Source organism: Mesocryomonas lacus, assembly GCF_055730135.2.
Map to the genome: position 1 here is coordinate 32949 of NZ_JBUZWE020000013.1, position 17602 is coordinate 50550.

The window sequence follows — 17602 nt, forward strand, 5'->3', positions numbered from 1 at the left end:
CAACGGCCGAGGACGCTGGAGAGAGTATAAGGACGCGGGACGTCATGACGCCCGGACCGATATTGCCGCAACGATCGAGACGCCCATGGGTTACAGGTTTTTTGCTGGAACATGCAGGACGAACAAGAGCGATGGTCGAGTCGAGGGATAGAAACAGCGCTGCACCGGTCGAGAGGCCGCGCACGGTCGCCGTCGTCGGCAATGCGCCGGAGCTCTCCGACCAAGGCGCGGCCATCAATGCGGCCGACTGGGTGGTGCGTTTCAACAATGCGGCCGGATTTGAAGGTGTTGCCGGCAGCCGCGTGACGCATCTGGCGCTGGTGAACCACGGCGGCCAGATGGCGGAATGGCTGGGTGATCCCTTCTTCACCACGCGCCCGGTGGTTCGTCAGGCTGGCTCCTTCCTGTTTCCGTTCGGCGCGAAGCCGCAGGACGAAGCGAACGTCGACGGGGATGGCCGCGATTGGACGGCGGAAGCCCTCGCCATGTTGGCGCCGCTCGGCCGGCCGGTTGCCGTCGTTCCGGAATCCGTCCGACAGGAGGCGGACAGGCTTCTCGTCATCGAGCCAGGGCAAGGCGGTGCGCCGAGCACCGGCTTCCTCATCGCCCTGCATCTTCTGGAGATGCTGCCGACGCCCGTGACCATCGACATTCATGGCTTCGGTTTCTCCGGGTGGCCGGGGCATAAGTGGGAGCGGGAGCGCGCCTGGTTCGAGGATCAGGTGGCGAGGGGCCGGCTGCGTCTTCATCCGGTCGACGCGCCGGCTCGGTGATGATCGCCGCCCGCTGTTTCATATGCGACGCGCGCGCCTACCAGCCGACCGAACGGACGCTCGTCGATGCCGTGGGCCGCGAACACCGCTTCGGCTATGCCTGCGGCTCCTGCGGGGCACTGGTCCGCGACCCCGCCAGTGCTGCCACCTGCCGCGACAACCTCGACCGCCGACTGGCGACGGGACGTTTTGCCGGCAGCGACCTTGCCAGCTATGGCCTCGACGTCTTCACGCTGCGGATCGCGGCAAGTGCGCGGGGGCTTGGCGTTCGGCCGCTCGGGGCAGCGCAGCAGGAGGCTTTGCGGCAGCCACACGCGCGCTTGGCGGCCGAGGCCGAGCTCTTCGCGCTGGTTAATGCGCCCGCGGTGCCGATCAGCCTCGGCCTCTGCTGCCGCGCCGGTGAACTGCCTGCGGTCCTTGCCGGCCTCGGCCCGCATGCCGCCTGGACGGAAGATGTGGTCGTCCTTGTCGACGATGTCGCGCGCAAGGCCTCGCCCGTCGATGTCGAGGGGTTTGCGCGCGGCCGCGTCCGGGTCGCCGCCCGCCCGCTTCGCGGTGATTTCGCCGCCCAGCGGAACGCGCTGTCGGCGCTGGCGGAAACCGACTGGATGCTGCAACTCGATGCAGACGAGACACTCGAGCCGTCGACCGGCCCGCTGCTTGGGGCACTCGCCGCCGATGCTGAGGCGAACGGCGTCACGTCCATCGGTCTTCGCCGGCGAAACCTGGTCGACGGCGTCCTGTCAGACCTTTTCCCCGACACCCAGTACCGGCTGAACCGGGTCGGCGTCGTCTATGCCGGCGTCGTTCATGAGCGGCCGGCCACCGACTGGCGCCAGACCACGATCGCCCTGCACGGGGCGATCTTTCATCATCTTGCGCATGAGCATGTCATGACGCGCTCGGCTCGCTACGAAGGGCTGAGCCCCGGCCACGGACGGCTGCAGGAACAGGACCGCCTGCCTACCGCCTACACCGCCTGAAAACGCGTGATCGCCGCGCGATAGAGCGCCAGCGTTTCCTGGCCGAGCGTCTCGCGGCTGAACCGTCCGGCCGCCAGCAACGCCTGCTCCCGCAGCGCCGAGCGGTAGGCGGGATCGCAGAGGACGGGCCGCAGCGCCGCAGCGAGGGCCGGACCTGTGGTCTCGGCGGCCATCGAGCCGGCGCCAACGGCACCGACGAAGGCCCGCGCGCTGGCATCCTCGTTGGAGGCGATCATCGGCCGGCCGAAAGCGATGCCCTCCTGGTAGACCAGCCCGAAGCTCTCATAGCGCGAGGGCGCGGTGACGGCATGGGCCCCGGCATACTCCGCCGACAGTGCGTCCGGTGTCAGCGAACCTAGCGGGGTGATGCGGCGCCGGGCGGCGGGCGACAAGCCGGCCGGCCGCGACGCTGCATCGATGCCCGCCAGCCGCAGCTCGAAGTCGGGGATCTGTCCGCGTTCGGCCTCCGGCGCCAGCAATTCGAGGGCGTCGATCAACGCGTCAAAACCCTTGCGGTGCTCTGCCCGCCCAACGAACAGCAGCCGAAGCGGCCCGTCCGCCGCCGGATAGGCCGCGGCCTTGCCCCGTGCGATGAGGTCCGGCGGCAGGCTGAGAGCGACCACCCCATGCGGCCGGCCGTCCTCGGGCAGGCCATATTCGGCGGAAATCCGCCTGGCATGGTCGGCGGTGTTCGAGATCAGGCCGTGGCTGCGCCGCGCCTGCGCCCGCTCGAGACGGTCGGCGAGCGATGCGTCGATGCGGTCGCGGAGGTTGGCGGGCGCGTCGCGCGAGAAAGCGGCCGGCGTCGAGTTGCGGGTGACGATGGCCATCGCCGGCCGCCGGGCCAGCAGCACGGCCGGCGCATACCAGTTTGTCGCTTCGACCACGTCGAACGGCTGGCGCCGGTGTTCCGACAGCACCGCCCCGCGAAACGCCAGCGGCGCTGCCAAATGTCCGGCGCCGCCCCAGAGCCGGAGACGCGCCAGCCCGCTGCCGTCGGAGATGGCGCAGCCGATGACGGTGACGCCGCCGATCGTCTCGCGCCCGCTTCGTCCGAGGTCGAACACGGTCACGTCGGCGCCGGCCAGCACCAGCGCTTCCGCGATTTCGCCGGCGGCCGTCGCGAGGCCGCTCGGCCAGGGCGGATAGTTCCAGGTGATGAGGGCGGTGCGCATCATCGCATCAAGAGCTTTCGGTAGAGGTCGATGTAGTCGGCGGCCATCCGGTCGGAGGTGAACCGCTCCTCGAAACGGCGCCGGACGCCGGCGCGGTCGATGGCGCCGATCCGGCCGATGGCGGCGACCGCTTCTTCCTCGCTGCGCACGATGAAGCCGGTGACGCCGTCCTCGACGATTTCCGAAACGCTTCCCCTGTCCCAGGCGATCACCGGCGTTCCGCACGCCATCGCCTCGATCATCACCAGACCGAAAGGCTCCGGCCAGTCGATCGGAAAGAGGAGGGCGGCCGCACTGCCGAGAAGGTTGGCCTTCTCCTTGTCGCGCAAGGGGCCGAGATAGCGGGCGCGATCGGAAAGGAGCGGGCGCACCTCGCGGTCGAAGTAGAGCGGGTTGCCGACATCGACCGTCCCCGCCAGCTGGATCTCGCGGCCCGCCGCATTTGCCACCCGGATCGCGACGTCCGGCCGTTTCTGGTCCGTCATCCGGCCGACGAAGGCGAGGTGCGAGCCCGGCGCCAGCGACACGGCATAGCGGTCCCGCTCGATCCCGTGATGCACGACGCCGGCCCGGTTCGAGGCAGGCAAGGCGGCTTGCTGCGCGCCTGAGATCGCGGCGACCGGAAGGTCGGGAAACGTCTCGAAGAACAGCGCCCTGTCGAGCTCGTCGACCCGCCAGTGGATGGTCGTCAGGCTGTGGCGCCGCTTCTCCCCAAGAAGCGCGGCGTGGAAGAACTCGCCATGGCAGTGGACCACGTCGAAGTCGTCCAGTCGCTGGCGCAGGTCTTCCATGCGCGCGGCCTCGAGGACTGCCGGGATCGAAGGGGGAACGGAACCGTAGGCTTGTTCCAGGCTTTGAAGACTCGGAAACACTCCGACACGGCTGACGTCAACGAGGCTATCGGAAGGTGCGAACAGCGTCACCTCCACGCCCGCGCGTTGTAGCGCAAGGCACAGATCGTTGATAATTCGCTCGGTGCCGCCGTGATCTTGGGGAGGGACTGGAAATATCGTGGGCGCAATTTGCGCTATGCGGAGAATACTGCGAAGCGTGGTCATTGATATCTCAACTGATTTCGCGGGCAGAAATTGTTGGTTCGATTTTGCACGAGTAGGAGATCCTGTTGTTTATTCTGCATGTAGCGCTTCAGGGATGTCTCCGCTCGGAAAACGTTGAATATGGCCTGACAGCCGATACTGGTGGGCATATTCGTTACCTGCTCGATCTCGTGGCGGCGTCGGCGGAGGATTCCGCCATCGAGCGCATCGTCATCGCCACGCGACTTTTCGAAAGCCCCCTCGGATCCGACTATGCGACGCCCCACGAACTCGGTGGCGACAGGCTCGAGATCATGCGGCTTCGCAGCGAGACGCCGGGCTACGTCGAAAAAGAGGCGATGCACCGTGAAGTCAAGAGCTTCGCCGAGGCACTGATTGGCTTTATCGAGGCACAGGAACGCCGGCCGGACGTTATCCATGCGCACTACGCGGATGCCGCGAGCGTCGCCGCCATCGTGGAAGTGCGTCTCGGTATTCCCTTCGTGTTCACCGCCCATTCCCTCGGGCGGGTAAAGCAGCGGGCGCTGTGGGGTACCAGCGAAATTCCTTATATTGCCGAGCGCATTGCGGGCGAGGAGACTGCCATGGCCAAAGCTGCGGTCGTCATTGCGTCCTCGCGTGACGAGGCCGAGCTGCAATGGGCATCCTACCGATCGTATGAGGCGGGCCGGATTCGTATCCTGCCGCCAGGGATCGACCTATCGCGCTTCGACCAGGCGGACCGCTGCGATGGGGTCGACGCGTCAATCGACAGATTCTTGCGTGAGCCGGAAAAACCCGTTCTCCTGGCGCTGGCGCGTCCGGTCTACAAGAAGAACCTCGCCGCCCTCGTCACCGCCTATGGCGAGAACCCGGACCTGCAGCAGAAGGCAAACCTCGTCGTCTTCGCCGGTACCCGCGACAACTACCAGGATCTCGACGGCAACATGGCCGAGACGGTCGGCGAGCTTTTGGATCTCATCGACCGCTATGATCTCTACGGCAAGATCGCCTACCCCAAGACACACCGGGCCGAGGATGTCCCGGCAATCTACGCCTATGCGCGGGACCGTCGCGGTATTTTCGTCAACCCGGCGCTGAACGAACCTTTCGGGCTGACTCTCTTGGAGGCCTCCGCCGTCGGCCTGCCGCTGGTGGCAACCGACTCGGGCGGGCCGAACGACATCATCGAGATGGCCGGAAACGGCATCCTCGTCGATCCGCGTTCGCCCCAGGCGATCGCCGCCGCAGCCTTGCGCATTTTGGACGATGCGGCGCTGTGGGACACCTATTCCGCGGCGGGCGGACTGGTGGCGCAGACCTATGACTGGGCGGGACACGTGGTGAGCTACCACGCTCTCCTGAAGGGGATCTGTCGGACGGCGGGCAAGCTCTTGCCGCACGACAGGATCCTCATCTCCGACATCGATAACACGCTGGTCGGCTGTGCCGAGGGCGTGCGGCTGTTCCGGCAGTGGCGGACGCAGCAGCATGGGCTCGCCTTCGGGGTCGCGACCGGGCGCTCCTTCCACAGCGCGATGTCGATCCTCGAGCAGCAGGAAGCGCCCCGTCCGCAGGTGATGATCACCTCTGTCGGCTCAGAAATCTACCACCTCGATCCGAACGGCCTCACCTATACGCAGGACCGAGAATGGCGCACGCGGATCTCGAAGAACTGGGACCGCGACCGTGTGCAGACGGTGATGTCGGGAATGCCGGGGGTGGTGCAGCAAGCCCCGCTCGAGCAGCGCTCGCACAAGCTCAGCTATTTCAGCGATGGCCATCCCGATACCGTCAACCGCATCCGCGCGCGGCTGGCGAAGGCGGGGCTCTCCTGTTCGATCATCCATAGCCACGGCCGCTACCTCGACGTTCTGCCGATGGGCGCCTCGAAGGGGACAGCGGTCGAATATGTCCGGCGCCGGGACAACCTGCCGGTCGGCAATGTTTTCGTCGCCGGCGATTCAGGCAACGACATCGAGATGCTGCAGACCGTCGCGCAAGCGATCATCGTCGCGAACTTCTCGGACGGGCTCGCCAGTCTGCCACAACTCGCCCACTCCTTCGTCGCGACGAAATCCCACGCGCACGGGATCATCGAAGGCATGAGTCATTTCCTCGCGCATGGCAGCGAAGCATGCAAACCAGCGTCCTGACGCTCGTCCGCGGGCGGCGCGATCATCTGACTCAGTTGATGAACGGGCTATCGCGGCAGGAATCGAAGCCGTCGGAGTTGGTTATCGCTTGGATGCAGCCTGAGCCGCTGGAGGATCTGCCGGATCCCGGCTGTCCGGTCCGGCACGTCATGGTCGCCGGTGACGCGCTCCCTCTTGCAAAAGCCCGCAACCGTGCGGCCGAGGCGGCAGAGGGAGAGCTTCTAATTTTCCTCGACGTCGACTGCATCCCGTCGCCGGGATTGGTCTCGGCCTATAAGACGGCGGCCGCTTCCCGGAACGGGCTATTTCTCGGCGAGGTCTTATACCTGCCCGCCGGTGCGTCGCGGCAGCCACTGGACTTTGCCGAACTCGACCGGGTGGGGGTGACCCACCCGTCAAAGCCGGCGGTGCCGCCCACCGGGGTGCGTGCGGAGCCGGATGTGGGCCAGCTCTGGGGCCTCTCCTTCGCGCTCCGCCGACAGGATTACGCGTCGGTGAATGGCATGAGCGAGGATTTCGAGGGCTATGGCGGCGAGGAGACAGACTTCGCCACCCGTCTTGGCAAGGCTGGGCTGCCGTTCTTCTGGACAGCAGGCGCCCGCAGCTATCACCAGCATCACCCGGTCTCGGTACCGCCGCTGCAGCATTTCGATGCGATCCTGCGCAATGCTACGCTGTTCCACAGAAGGCACGGGCGCTGGTGCATGGATTACTGGCTCGGGCAGTTTGCGGCAGCAGGCCTGATCGCCTGGTCGAGCGACGCCGCGGGTATCACTGTCGTCCGGCGGCCGACGCAAGCGGAAATCACCGCCGCCGCGGCGGACACCCAGCGCATCTTCAGCTGAGAAATGCCGCCCTGCAGATAGCCGGGAAACGCTTGGGACATAATTGTCCGGCCTGAAAAAATCCCTCGACCAGACGGAAACTTAACCCAGGCTAAGCCGCTGCAGGGGGAAAGGTTCTAGGTTTCCGGTCCGGCGCCCTGTCGGCGGGGGAACGATCCATGACATCCGAAACGAGCAATTCCGACACCCCCATCGATGCAGCCACCTATTTCCAGACGCCGGGCGAGCGTCACGAAAAGGGCTCCGGCATGACGGTGATTGCCGCCGAACGCGAAGCAACCATTTCGAAGACGCTTCGCTTGAAGGCCGCACGCGAAGAACAGCAGGCGCTTCAAGCCAAGATCGACGCGGAGGCGGCTCGGCTGGCAGCACCAAAATCCAAGCCGAAGCCCAAGCGAAAATAATCAGCCTTGCGCCAATGCTCGGGCGCTACCCTCGATCAAGCGCAGCGCTAGGACGAAACCAAACGCTCCCAGCGCCATTGATGGGCGAAACCCTTGCGACCGCGACAAGGGTGCGATGGTCGGCGCCATCCTCCGGGACCAAACCTGGTGTGCCGGGCTTCTTCCATAAAATCTGGTCGAAGTAACTCATCCCCGTCGCGAGACGATCTGTCATCTAAAGGCCGGAGTAGTCGTTGGAATCCCAGGAAGCAGTCCTCCTCACCGACCGCCTGCACGCGGAGCAGGGAAAGGGAGACCCGTTCGCAGCGGCTGTCCGGGCTACCCGCATGCCGATGATCATCAGCGATCCGCGCCAGGACGACAATCCGATCGTCTTTACCAATGATGCGTTCCTCAAGCTGACCGGCTACACCCGCGAAGAAGTGATGGGGCGAAATTGCAGGTTTCTACAGGGTCCGGGGACGGCACAGGCTGACATTGCAGTTCTCCGTGACGCCGTTGATAGACGCACCGACGTCAACGTCGAGCTCCTGAACTACCGCAAGGACGGCTCGACCTTTTGGAACGCACTGTATCTCAGCCCCGTCTTCGGCCACAGCGGCGAGTTGCAGTTCTTTTTCGCGTCGCAGCTCGACGTGACGGAAAGGAAGACTCGCGAGCTCGAGGCGTTGGAGTCCAGCGAGTTCTTCGAGAATGCCGTCAAGGAGCGGACCGTTGCGCTGGAGGCAGCGCTCGAGCAGCAGAAACTTCTGCTGCATGAGGTCGACCACCGCGTGAAGAACAATCTTCAAATGGTCGCCGCGATGATTCGGAGCCAGGCGCGCTATTCCGATGTGCCGGAGGTGAAGGCTGCGCTGAGGACGACGATGACACGGGTGGAAACGCTCGGATCGGTGCACCAGAAGCTGTACCAGTCGCAGGACGTGCAGGTCTTCGACGTTTCCGGGTTCGCCGCCGAGTTGTGCAGCGACATCGTCGACGCCATCGGCCGACCGGAAATCGACGTGGATCTGGATCTCCAGCCACTGACGGTGCCGGCGTCGACGGCCTCTTCGCTATCGCTGCTCCTCAACGAACTCGTAACGAACGCGCTGAAGCATGCTTTTCCGATTGAGGGGCAGGCCGGCAGAATTCGCGTTGCGACCTCACAGGTTGGAGAGACGGCGCATCTCGTTGTGGAGGACAATGGGGTCGGCATGGCGGGCTCGCAGCCGAAATCGACGAGAACCTTTGGTCACCGTCTCATTGAATCTTTGGTCAGGCAGATTCGCGGCACGATCGAGGTCACCGACGCGCAACCCGGCACCCGCGCCAGCGTTGCCTTCGTGAACCCGACCGGAGTTGCAAGCCAGTGAATACTCTTCAGCCTCTGCGCGTCCTGATCGTCGAAGACGAAGGCCTGCTGGCCATGGACATTGAGGGGACGGTTGAGGACGAAGGTCATATCGTGGCAGGCTGGGCGACGTCCGCCGATGAGGCACTGGCATTATATGATGCCTCGCAGCCCGACATCGTTTTCCTCGATATCCAGTTGATGCATGGCACGTCAGGACTTGATGTCGCCCGCGGTCTGCAGAACAAGACAGGCGCGAAGTATGTCTTCATGACCGCGAACGGTCGTCTCGTCGACGAGGACATGCAGGGCAGCATCGGCGTTCTCGAGAAGCCGTTTTCCAGCTCCAAGCTCGTGGCGGTCCTTGCCTATCTGCAGCAAGGTCTGATCGATCCGCCGCCGACACTGCCAAAGCCCGGCGGCTTTCGTCTGGGGCCTGTCTACACGGAAGCCTGGGCCTGAGCTCTGCTGTTTAAAGCGCCTTTGACAACGTTGTTGTGGGGCCGGCAAGCATTACCGCTTCCCGAAACTGAGTATCCCTACGCGACCTATGGGAACTGCGGCGCTGCTGCAGGGATAGCTGGACAAGCATTGTGCGCATTTCGCGCCTGCTAACCTGTGCTACACCCGCTTATCAGCAACGCCGCCTCCTCACAAAGTTGTCAGTGAACCTCACGATGCCGCCCTCGCTTAATGTCCGCTAAGGGGAGCGAATGAGACGTGCAGAGCCGTGCCTTCAAATTACTGCGACACTTGGGGCTTGTTGGAGAACCGAGAGACTTTTCCGATTTCGATCGCCGGGGTATTCTGGCGATGATCGAGACCGGGATGAGCGACCGGACGATCCATCACATCTTCGGCTATAGCGACGGCGAAATCGCCAGTGCGCGCGCCTCCAACGTTCTGACCGGAAAGCCAAATCCGACCTCGGCAGCTGCGGCATGGCATGTGCCCAGTCTTCTGACGTAAATCCTCGCGGCGTAATTTCTTCCCTCCCATCGCCATATCGGTTCGCACGCTCGATTTCGGCAGCGACCAAGGTTCTGGCTGCGCTCTTTCTGGAACGATTCCACTTCCGTCTTGTTGGAATCGTTCCAGTGAGGATGCGATCCGATGCGCCTGACCCGCCAGACGAACCTTGCCATTCGTATGCTGATGTACTGCGCCGCCAACAGCGTTCGGCTCAGCCAGGTTGGCGAGATTGCCGCCGCCTATTCCGTTTCTGCCATGCATCTCGCACAGATATCCAAGCCGCTCGTTGCAGCCGGTCTGCTAAGGACGGTGCGAGGACGAAATGGCGGAGTCAGCCTCGGCCGTCCCCCCGGCGAGATCACCTTGGCGGACGTGATCCAGGCGGTGGAAACGGACATCGGTGACGCTCTGGCCCGATGTGATCGGAGTGCCGAGAGCGCGGAGGAGGTGGAAATGGAGAAAGCCCTGCAACTCGCCTTTGAGCAGTTCCTCGTTTCGCTCCGGCGCCATACCATCGCCGATTTGGTGGAAGGGATGCCAAATATCCGGCAGCTCCTGAAGGTCGCGTAACGGCGCTCCATATGCCGTCGCACCATGGCTTGAGACCGGTCGCGTCCTAGCGGCAGCAGTGCTGCGGATTTACCGCCTTACGTTTGCCATCGGGGGTTGCCTCCAGAACCCGCTGTGTCGCGGGATCAACTGGCAGAACAACGCTAATTCAGGGTCTTGACTTACAAATTAAGCGAATTGCAACCGGAGCACGCTAGTCTATCAGGGGTAATGAGACAGGACATGCGATGAACTGCGCCGGCTGCACCACTTCCGCAAAGCTCGACTTCGATTTCACCATGGCCTTTCAGCCGATCTACGATGTCGCCGCAAGCCGCGTCTGGGGGTATGAGGCACTGGTGCGGGGCCTGGGGGGAGAGGGCGCCTATTCGATCCTTTCGAAGGTTTCCGCCGAGCAGAAGTATCGCTTCGATCAGGCCTGCCGTGTGAAGGCAATTGAACTTGCCGCCCGGCTGTTTCCCGCCGGCGAAGATCTCAAGCTGTCGATCAACTTCATGCCCAACGCCGTCTACGAGCCGGCGGCATGCCTCCGCGCGACGTTGCTGGCCGCAAACCGCTTTGCCTTTCCGCTGTCCTCGATCATGTTCGAGTTCACCGAGGACGAAGAGGTGTCGGACACCGCCCACCTCCTGAACATCATCACCGAGTACCGTAAGCACGGTTTCACAACCGCCATCGACGATTTTGGCGCGGGGCACGCAGGGCTTGGCCTCCTGGTGGATTTCCAGCCTGATCTTATCAAGATCGACATGCGGATCCTTCGCGGCATCGATAGCAGTCGATCCCGGCAGATCATCGTGGCCGGTATTATCGGCATCGCCCGCGCGATGAACATCACCCTCTTGGCGGAAGGCATCGAGACGGAAGCCGAGTTCCTTGTGTTGAAAGCCGCCGGCGTAAACCTTTTTCAAGGCTACTGGTTCGCCAAGCCAGCCTTCGAGGCGCTGCCGGCGGTCGACTTCCAGCAGGTGGACGCGCGGGTCAGCGCCTAATCTGCGTTGACCTCGCTCGCGTCGAATTCGGCGAAGGCCGAGCGGACCGTTGCTTCCATCTCGCCATCGACTTCGACCGAGACGGTGATTGCCCCATTGAGCGGCGCATCGCTGCGTTCGTCCGCCGACGGCTCGCCGGCCCCGACGTCCGCACCGGCTTCCTCGACGCCTGCGCTGTTGCGCGGGCCGGCTGCGGCGATGGCAATGTTCTGGCGATCGATGCCATATTCCTGGACGAGCCGCTCGACGGTCATCTCGGCTTCGCGGCGGGTGTCGAAGTTTGCGGTGAGGGTAGTCGGCATGATGTTCTCCCGTGATCGTCTCCAGCGGCAACGGGCGCGGCCAGTATTGGTTCAGCCCGATCCACGGCCCGATGAGCGGCGCAACCCGACCGTCACGCCTTGAATGGCTTGAACGGAAAACCAACTGGGGTTCTACTCCTCCTCCATTCGGCCGCTTCGACGAGCCGATGCTGAGGGAGGATATCGATATGCCCCGAACCCGATATGTCATCGAGACCGGAACCGACACGGGTGGTGCCTGGCAGCCCGGCGGTTTTCACGAAGCCTTCAATGCCGCCGACGCGGCGACGGCCAAGGGCAGTGTCCGTGCGTCACTGACCCAGCTCGGTTATGCCGAGACCGGCGACACGCATGTCCGGCTTCTCGATCCCGATAAGGCTGAGATCATCCGCCTGCCGATGGATGAAGCCTTCTGGGCCAGCGAGGCTTAATTCACCGCGCGATCGTTGCAGCATTGGTCCCGCATCTCATGATGACCGGTCGGAGGGCAGAAGTTTGCTGCCCTCCGACGTCGTGCCACCGCCGGTGGCCGGGATGATGTTTGGGTAGGCTAGGCTCAGTCCGCGCCGCAGGGCCAGTTGGCCGGTGCCGTCAATCCCGCCGGCAGCTTGGTCTGGCCGTCGCCGCAGCTGAGATCGATCTGCGCCTGCACGAGCCCGGTCGCCGCGGAGAGATCGACGCCCTCGATCCGCGTCAGGAACGTGTAGGCGCCGCTGAAGTCCATCGGTCCTCCGACCTTGATGCCCGAAAGGTTCGCGCGGGCAAGGTTTGCGAAGGCGAAGCGGTTGTCGGAAAGCGTCGCCCCCTTGAAACGGGCCCGGCCTAGTTCGGCCTTCTCAAAATTCGCGCCGGACAGCACGGCGTCGGTAAAGTCGGCGCGCTGCAACTCGGCACCCTGGAAAACCGCGCCTTCGGCCGACAGCCCCTTGAGGTCCGTCCGATAGCCTTCGACGCGGCTGAAGTTAGCCTTGTCCGCTTTGGCGTTCGCCAGCGAAGCGCGCACCATTTTCGCCTTTTCGAGATTGGCTGAGGTCAGCGTCGCATCCCGCAGATCCGTGGCGCTGAGATCGGTGCCTGCGGCATTGGCGCCCTCGAGATTGGCACCAGCGATCGAGAGATTGCGCCGGTTGCACCCACTCCAGTCGATCCCGGCCTCTGCAACGCTCTGGCAATCGGCAGCGGCTGACGCCAGTGTCGAGGCGAGCAGAACGACCGCCGCAAAGCCGGTGGTCCGCCCCGGCGCTGTAAGCCGTCCCTGTTGCGGGGTAGGCCGGCTCGGCTGCCCTGTCCGTGCCTGCGCTGCATCCCGCCGAGACTGCCGACAATTCCTGCGATGTTCCAGCATCATGGTGTCCTCCCTTATTCGGCCGTCTTGCGCTTCCCATCGAGCGCTCTGTCGTCAGCCGATGTGACCCTACGAGGGCGTCTGCCCGGCACACGCGCGGTATCGCACAGCGCCAGCGCGTCGTCGCCTGCATCGGCTTGCTGGTTAAAGCCGATCTTGGCTGGCTTGGTTGCTTCCGTGGGGTGGCTATCTCGGCGGGCGCGCGACCAGCCAGAGCGCGTCACCTTGATCCACCAGCCATGAAGAAGGATCTACTCAATCTACTGGCATAATAGATATTTCATTCCTGTGGCGCAGGTCTGGCGCTGGGTAGTCTCAGCTCAATGGCATTGCGAGGTGATGAATGACCCCCGACAAGATCAAGGTTCTGTGGTTTCTGCCGACGCATGGAGACGGTCGTCATCTCGGTTCGGTGGAAGGCGCCCGCGCCGTCGACATCGACTATCTCGAGCAGGTGGCACGGGCGGCCGACCAGCTCGGCTATTATGGTGTGCTGCTGCCGACCGGACGGTCCTGCGAGGATTCCTGGGTGGTCGCCTCGGCGCTTGCGCGCACGACGCAGAAGCTGCGCTTCCTCGTCGCCGTCCGCCCGGGGCTGCTCTCGCCGACGCTGGCGGCGCGGATGACGGCAACGCTCGACCGTATTTCCGGCGGGCGGCTGCTCATCAACGTCGTCACCGGCGGTGACCCCGTCGAGAATGCCGGTGACGGCATCTTCCTCGACCATGACGAGCGCTACGCCGTGACCAAGGAGTTTCTCGACATCTACAAGGCCGAGCTTGCCGGCGAGGTGGTGAATTACGAGGGCCAGCATTTGACGGTGAAGGAGGGGCAGCTCTATTTTCCCCCGCACCAGCCGCGTCTGCCGCTCTATTTCGGCGGTTCGTCGGATGCCGGCATCGAGGTGGCCGCCCATACCATCGACAAGTACCTGACCTGGGGCGAGCCGCCGCTCGCGGTTGCCGAGAAGGTTGCCAAGGTGCGCGCGCGCGCCGAGGCGGCGGGGCGAACGGTGACCTTCGGCATCCGCCTGCACGTCATCGTTCGCGACACCAATGAGGAGGCCTGGGCGGCCGCCGAAAGCCTCATCTCCAAGCTGGACGACGAGACCATCGCCAAGGCGCAGAAGGCGCTGGCGCGGCAGGATTCGGTCGGGCAGATCCGGATGCGGGCGCTGCACGGCGGCGACCGGACGAAGCTCGAGATCAGCCCCAACCTCTGGGCGGGCGTCGGCCTGATCCGCGGCGGCGCGGGCACGGCGCTCGTCGGCGATGCCGAGACGGTGGCCGAGCGGATCGACGAGTACCGCCGCGTCGGGATCGACACCTTCATCTTCTCCGGCTACCCGCATCTCGAAGAAGCCTACTCCTTCGGCGAGCGGGTCCTGCCACGCCTGCCGCTGGATCACGACGATCCGCGGTTGGCCGTGCCTGCCGGCCCCCGTATCGTCGGCGAGGCCATCGCCAATTCGCGCTCGCCCGAAGCGCGCCCGGCGAGCGCGTCGTGACGCCCGTCCGCCGGTTCGCCGCCGTCCGCTTGCCCGCGGCCCTCGAGGTGCTGATGACGGCCGCGGCCTTCCTGACGGTGCTGGCGACCGTCCTCGGCATCGGACCGTTCGCGGGCGGCGGCTGGCCGAGCTGAAGCGGGCTGGGCCGTTTCCTGCTTGGCTTGACCTGACCGGTAGCGCCGACAGAAAGCGTCGGCGTCCGGTCCGACCGCGCCTTACTGAGAGAGCCGCACCTGGCTGATCGCCCGGGCGATGCCGGAGAAGGCCGAGGCGAGTTTTGCGGCATCGGTCGCGTCGTAATAGTAGGCATCGCTTGTCGCGCATTGGCGGAGCAAGGTCTTGGCCTCCACTTTCGTCACGGCAAAGGCAACGGTGTAGATCTCGATCCCTTTCGCCTTGGCATTCGTGCAGATGGCCAGCGTATCCTTATTGACGTTGATGAAGTCCGCAGCGTCCTTCTCGGCGCTCTTCTCGTCAAATACGATATGCTTTCCCCGGCTTGTGTCCGGTTTCAGTGTATTATCACCGTCGGTCATCAGAATGAGGATTTTGCGCGGCGACTTGTTATCCGGGTCGTAATCCGCAGCCTCGCTGAAAGGTGCCATCGGCGAGAGAACGTTGAGACCCCAGACCATCCCAGAGGGGATATGCGTGTTGGCGACGTAGTTCGATGGCTTATGCGTCATTGCCGCTACGCCGGCCAGCAACGCCTTCCGGTCCTGCATAAGCGGAATGATCGGCCGGGCGCATTTTTGCGACGTTTCGACGTAAGCGGGATATTTCGAGGTCGGGCTGGTATCGCTGAGCCGCAGCGATCCGGAAATGCGGGTTCCGACGCAGCCCTGAAACTTGTAGATGTTAGTGTAAGGGTCCTTGCCGGTGCATTTCTGATCTTTATACTTCGTGCGCGTGGCTTGTTCGATGCACTGGTCGTTGCAGGTCTCGGTTTTGGTGATGCCGTCCACAATTTTGGTGCAAGTCTTCTTTGAGTAGGTTTTGCAGTAGGTTTCGGTGCCATCCTCGACCTTCGGTTCGCACACCCGGTCGCCACCGCCCGTCTCCGTTCGCTCGACGCCATCCAGGGCCAGCCAGTTTTGGTTTTTGTTCTCGATGCCGACATTGACATGGTCGGCATAGGGCACGAGGGCGATGGAGAGGGGACCGGGCTCGTCTGTGGGCAACAGCGTCTCGACCAGGCTCTTGGAGGCTTTGCGCAATGTTTCGATGCGCGTTTCGCCGGTTTTCGCATCGGGCGCGCTCATCGAGTCGGTGTTGTCGAGCACCAGTGCGACCTCGACGATCTGCTTGGGCGCGCGTTTGGCGATCGTTGCGACCGAAACCGACATCGTCTTCACATTGGCAAGCTGCATGAAGGTCGTGGTGATCGAGCCATGCACGCCGGCATCAATTTCCTCGGGGCTTGACGTGAACCAGTCGAAGTTGACGTTGTCGATCGTGCGCTCGTCGAGATTGGACCGGATGAACTCTTCCGCCAGCGCGCGCAGCACCTTTGTATCCTGTTCCTCGGACGCGGCGACGGCGAGCGAGGCCGTATCCACCGCGTCCTGCAGATGGGAGCGCGCCTTGTAATAGCGCGCACCATCGATCGCAAAACCGATCGCCAGGATCATCGGCAGCATGGCAATCGCGGTGATCAACGCGAAGTTGCCACGGCGGTCGGAGAGAAATTTCCTGAACACGGGGGGTACTCTGATTTTGAGACGGAGATCGCTCGGCAAGGGCTACTTGGTGCAATCGCTGCAGGTCGGAGGCTTCTGACCGCGGAACCGGCCCCGTGCTTCGGCGCTCATCGGGATGCGCGCCATCAGCACGTAACTGGAAATCGGGGAGAAGGCGTAGGACGCGTTCGTGACGACGAGGGTGTAGTTTCGAAGGCCCTTCAGCAGTTCGGGAAGGACGTAGGCCTTCCCTGCCGAAGCCTTGTCCATCCCGCGGGCGACAGACCAGACAACCTTGGCATTGCCGGCGGCATCGACGTTGATCGCGGTCGTCCGGATCGGTATCGGGTCGAGGTGAAAGGGCGCGAGCATCGCGTCCGCCGCGTCGAACGTTTCCAGCACGCTGGCCTTGCTGAGGTCGGTCGACTGGGTGACGAGATCGTTGACGGCGGTGGTCGCCCTTTGCATCTTATGGCTGAAGGTGATGGCGCGGGTCACCTCGACGCCGCCAAGGTAGAGGGTGAGAAGAACCGGCGCGATCAAGGCAAACTCGATGGCGCCGGCGCCGGCGCGATCCCGAACGAAGCGTTTCAGACGCGGGGGAAGGCGTTGCCGCATTAGAAGGGCTCGGTCTGGAAGACGGAGACCGACATCAGGAGGTGCTTGCGGCCGCTGAGGTCGGACAGGTAGCTCTCCATGAAATTGGTGAAGAGCGGCCATTCGTAGAAGGCTCGCAGCGCCATGATCTGCCCAGCATTGCCACGCTCGAACCGGAAGTCACCTTCCGAAAGCGCGCCGGCGACGATCGGCGCGCTGGTTGGGATGGAAGCGAAATCGGAGTACGATCGTAGGTCCAGCTTGATGTTGTCGCACGACATGAGGACGGTGATTTCGCCGCAGAGCATCTTTCGGAAGTCGGCCTCGCTGACATTCTCCCGCGCGACATTTCCGGTTCGGACAATGCGGCTGGCTTTGGTCACGGCTTGCTCGAGCGTGACATTGCCGATGAAGATGAAGGCGGTCTCCAGGATCGCAAACACGATCAGGAAGAACGGCAAGGCCAGCAAGGCAAACTCGACGGCGGCTGTGCCTTCCCGCGCACGCACAAAGAGCCGCGGTAAGGCGGAGCGGCGTCCCCATCCTGCGACAGGAACCTTTTTATTCAGCCCGAACATGAGGGTCTATCTACCGTTGCGGCACCGACCAATCGTCGGCGACATCTCACTAGACCCGTAGATTTGAAAGCTTGAGCATTACTTAATTAGGCGAGCATGTATCGCTAAACTCGCGGTTGTCCCTAATATAAATTGCCACTTCTGCGCAAAATTATTTCTGAAAACAGGTGTTTCTGACATATAACTTACACAATCAAAGTTTATTTATTCAACTATTATTTTTCCGCCTGTTTTCAGTTCTAATTTAATTTTGCAAAGATCGATGTAAAAACCAAACTGGTAGGCTAATACCAGCCTGATAAGTAAAATTATGCCGTTATCAGTTACAAAAAAAATTTTGCACGGTGGTGAGTT

General features: G+C 63.2%; 20 protein-coding genes. 13 read left to right on the forward strand and 7 right to left on the reverse strand.

Translation table 11 applies throughout. The annotated features are described in order from the left end of the window. Positions 1–131 precede the first annotated feature (131 nt). Entirely contained in the window at positions 132–773 is a 642-nt protein-coding gene (locus tag ACZLZY_RS19155; RefSeq protein WP_472935640.1) for a glycosyltransferase family 29 protein, read from the forward strand. After that, complete coding sequence (locus ACZLZY_RS19160) at positions 773–1756, forward strand: glycosyltransferase (RefSeq protein WP_472935641.1); 984 nt, start codon at positions 773–775, stop codon at positions 1754–1756. Before ACZLZY_RS19155 ends, ACZLZY_RS19160 begins: the two co-directional genes overlap by 1 nt. On the opposite strand, the gene ACZLZY_RS19165 is transcribed toward ACZLZY_RS19160, so the two are convergent. Further along, entirely contained in the window at positions 1744–2931 is a 1188-nt protein-coding gene (locus tag ACZLZY_RS19165) for a glycosyltransferase family 4 protein (protein WP_472935642.1), read from the reverse strand. The genes ACZLZY_RS19160 and ACZLZY_RS19165 overlap by 13 nt on opposite strands. After that, positions 2931–3989 carry a glycosyltransferase family 4 protein gene (locus tag ACZLZY_RS19170; RefSeq protein WP_472935643.1) on the reverse strand — a complete coding sequence of 353 codons (1059 nt, stop codon included), beginning with the start codon at positions 3987–3989 and terminating at the stop codon, positions 2931–2933. Before ACZLZY_RS19170 ends, ACZLZY_RS19165 begins: the two co-directional genes overlap by 1 nt. Before the next feature lie 65 nt (positions 3990–4054). Between ACZLZY_RS19170 and ACZLZY_RS19175 the strand changes: the two genes are divergently transcribed. The 8 genes from ACZLZY_RS19175 (at position 4055) to ACZLZY_RS19210 (ending at position 11240) form a co-directional block, all read left to right on the forward strand. Then, positions 4055–6124, forward strand: a complete 2070-nt coding sequence (locus tag ACZLZY_RS19175) for an HAD-IIB family hydrolase (RefSeq protein WP_472935644.1) — start codon at positions 4055–4057, stop codon at positions 6122–6124. Next, complete coding sequence (locus ACZLZY_RS19180; RefSeq protein WP_472935645.1) at positions 6106–6969, forward strand: glycosyltransferase family 2 protein; 864 nt, start codon at positions 6106–6108, stop codon at positions 6967–6969. The genes ACZLZY_RS19175 and ACZLZY_RS19180 overlap by 19 nt, the downstream gene beginning before the upstream one ends. 158 nt (positions 6970–7127) lie before the next feature. Further along, positions 7128–7373 (forward strand): hypothetical protein, encoded by a 246-nt coding sequence (locus ACZLZY_RS19185; protein WP_472935646.1) that lies wholly within the window; start codon positions 7128–7130, stop codon positions 7371–7373. Positions 7374–7606: 233 nt separating this feature from the next. Next, positions 7607–8728, forward strand: a complete 1122-nt coding sequence (locus tag ACZLZY_RS19190) for a PAS domain-containing protein (protein WP_472935647.1) — start codon at positions 7607–7609, stop codon at positions 8726–8728. Further along, the gene (locus ACZLZY_RS19195) at positions 8725–9168 is read left to right on the forward strand and encodes a response regulator (RefSeq protein WP_472935648.1); all 444 of its coding nucleotides are present in this window, start codon (positions 8725–8727) and stop codon (positions 9166–9168) included. The genes ACZLZY_RS19190 and ACZLZY_RS19195 overlap by 4 nt, the downstream gene beginning before the upstream one ends. Positions 9169–9426: 258 nt before the next feature. After that, entirely contained in the window at positions 9427–9675 is a 249-nt protein-coding gene (locus tag ACZLZY_RS19200; RefSeq protein ID WP_472935649.1) for a hypothetical protein, read from the forward strand. A 144-nt stretch (positions 9676–9819) separates the two neighbouring features. Further along, entirely contained in the window at positions 9820–10248 is a 429-nt protein-coding gene (locus ACZLZY_RS19205; protein ID WP_472935650.1) for an Rrf2 family transcriptional regulator, read from the forward strand. A gap of 227 nt (positions 10249–10475) precedes the next feature. Beyond that, positions 10476–11240: an EAL domain-containing protein gene (locus ACZLZY_RS19210; RefSeq protein ID WP_472935651.1), complete on the forward strand. Its 765-nt coding sequence runs from the start codon at positions 10476–10478 to the stop codon at positions 11238–11240. Here the strand turns inward: ACZLZY_RS19210 and ACZLZY_RS19215 are convergent. Further along, the gene (locus ACZLZY_RS19215; protein WP_472935652.1) at positions 11237–11542 is read right to left on the reverse strand and encodes a hypothetical protein; all 306 of its coding nucleotides are present in this window, start codon (positions 11540–11542) and stop codon (positions 11237–11239) included. The two genes, ACZLZY_RS19210 and ACZLZY_RS19215, sit on opposite strands and share 4 nt — an antisense overlap. Before the next feature lie 11 nt (positions 11543–11553). Here ACZLZY_RS19215 and ACZLZY_RS19220 point away from each other — a divergent pair, with 11 nt between their 5' ends. Then, positions 11554–11973 (forward strand): hypothetical protein, encoded by a 420-nt coding sequence (locus tag ACZLZY_RS19220; RefSeq protein WP_472935653.1) that lies wholly within the window; start codon positions 11554–11556, stop codon positions 11971–11973. Between the two features lie 125 nt (positions 11974–12098). On the opposite strand, the gene ACZLZY_RS19225 is transcribed toward ACZLZY_RS19220, so the two are convergent. Beyond that, positions 12099–12890 carry a pentapeptide repeat-containing protein gene (locus ACZLZY_RS19225; protein WP_472935654.1) on the reverse strand — a complete coding sequence of 264 codons (792 nt, stop codon included), beginning with the start codon at positions 12888–12890 and terminating at the stop codon, positions 12099–12101. A 340-nt stretch (positions 12891–13230) separates the two neighbouring features. On the opposite strand from ACZLZY_RS19225, the gene ssuD reads away from it, so the two are divergent. Both ssuD and ACZLZY_RS19235 read left to right on the forward strand, forming a co-directional pair. Further along, a complete protein-coding gene (gene ssuD, locus ACZLZY_RS19230) occupies positions 13231–14394 on the forward strand; it encodes an FMNH2-dependent alkanesulfonate monooxygenase (protein ID WP_472935655.1) in 1164 nt (387 codons plus the stop codon). Continuing rightward, positions 14391–14528, forward strand: a complete 138-nt coding sequence (locus ACZLZY_RS19235) for a hypothetical protein (RefSeq protein WP_472935656.1) — start codon at positions 14391–14393, stop codon at positions 14526–14528. The genes ssuD and ACZLZY_RS19235 overlap by 4 nt, the downstream gene beginning before the upstream one ends. 81 nt (positions 14529–14609) lie before the next feature. Here ACZLZY_RS19235 and ACZLZY_RS19240 read toward each other — a convergent pair whose 3' ends face one another. From ACZLZY_RS19240 to ACZLZY_RS19250, 3 genes are read right to left on the reverse strand one after another with little or no spacing between them, the layout of a single operon-like run. Further along, a complete protein-coding gene (locus ACZLZY_RS19240) occupies positions 14610–16094 on the reverse strand; it encodes a TadE/TadG family type IV pilus assembly protein (RefSeq protein ID WP_472935658.1) in 1485 nt (494 codons plus the stop codon). A gap of 42 nt (positions 16095–16136) precedes the next feature. Then, a complete protein-coding gene (locus tag ACZLZY_RS19245) occupies positions 16137–16691 on the reverse strand; it encodes a TadE/TadG family type IV pilus assembly protein (protein WP_472935659.1) in 555 nt (184 codons plus the stop codon). Beyond that, on the reverse strand, positions 16691–17248 hold the full coding sequence (locus ACZLZY_RS19250; RefSeq protein WP_472935660.1) for a TadE/TadG family type IV pilus assembly protein: 558 nt from the start codon (positions 17246–17248) through the stop codon (positions 16691–16693). Before ACZLZY_RS19250 ends, ACZLZY_RS19245 begins: the two co-directional genes overlap by 1 nt. Between the last annotated feature and the right edge of the window lie 354 nt (positions 17249–17602).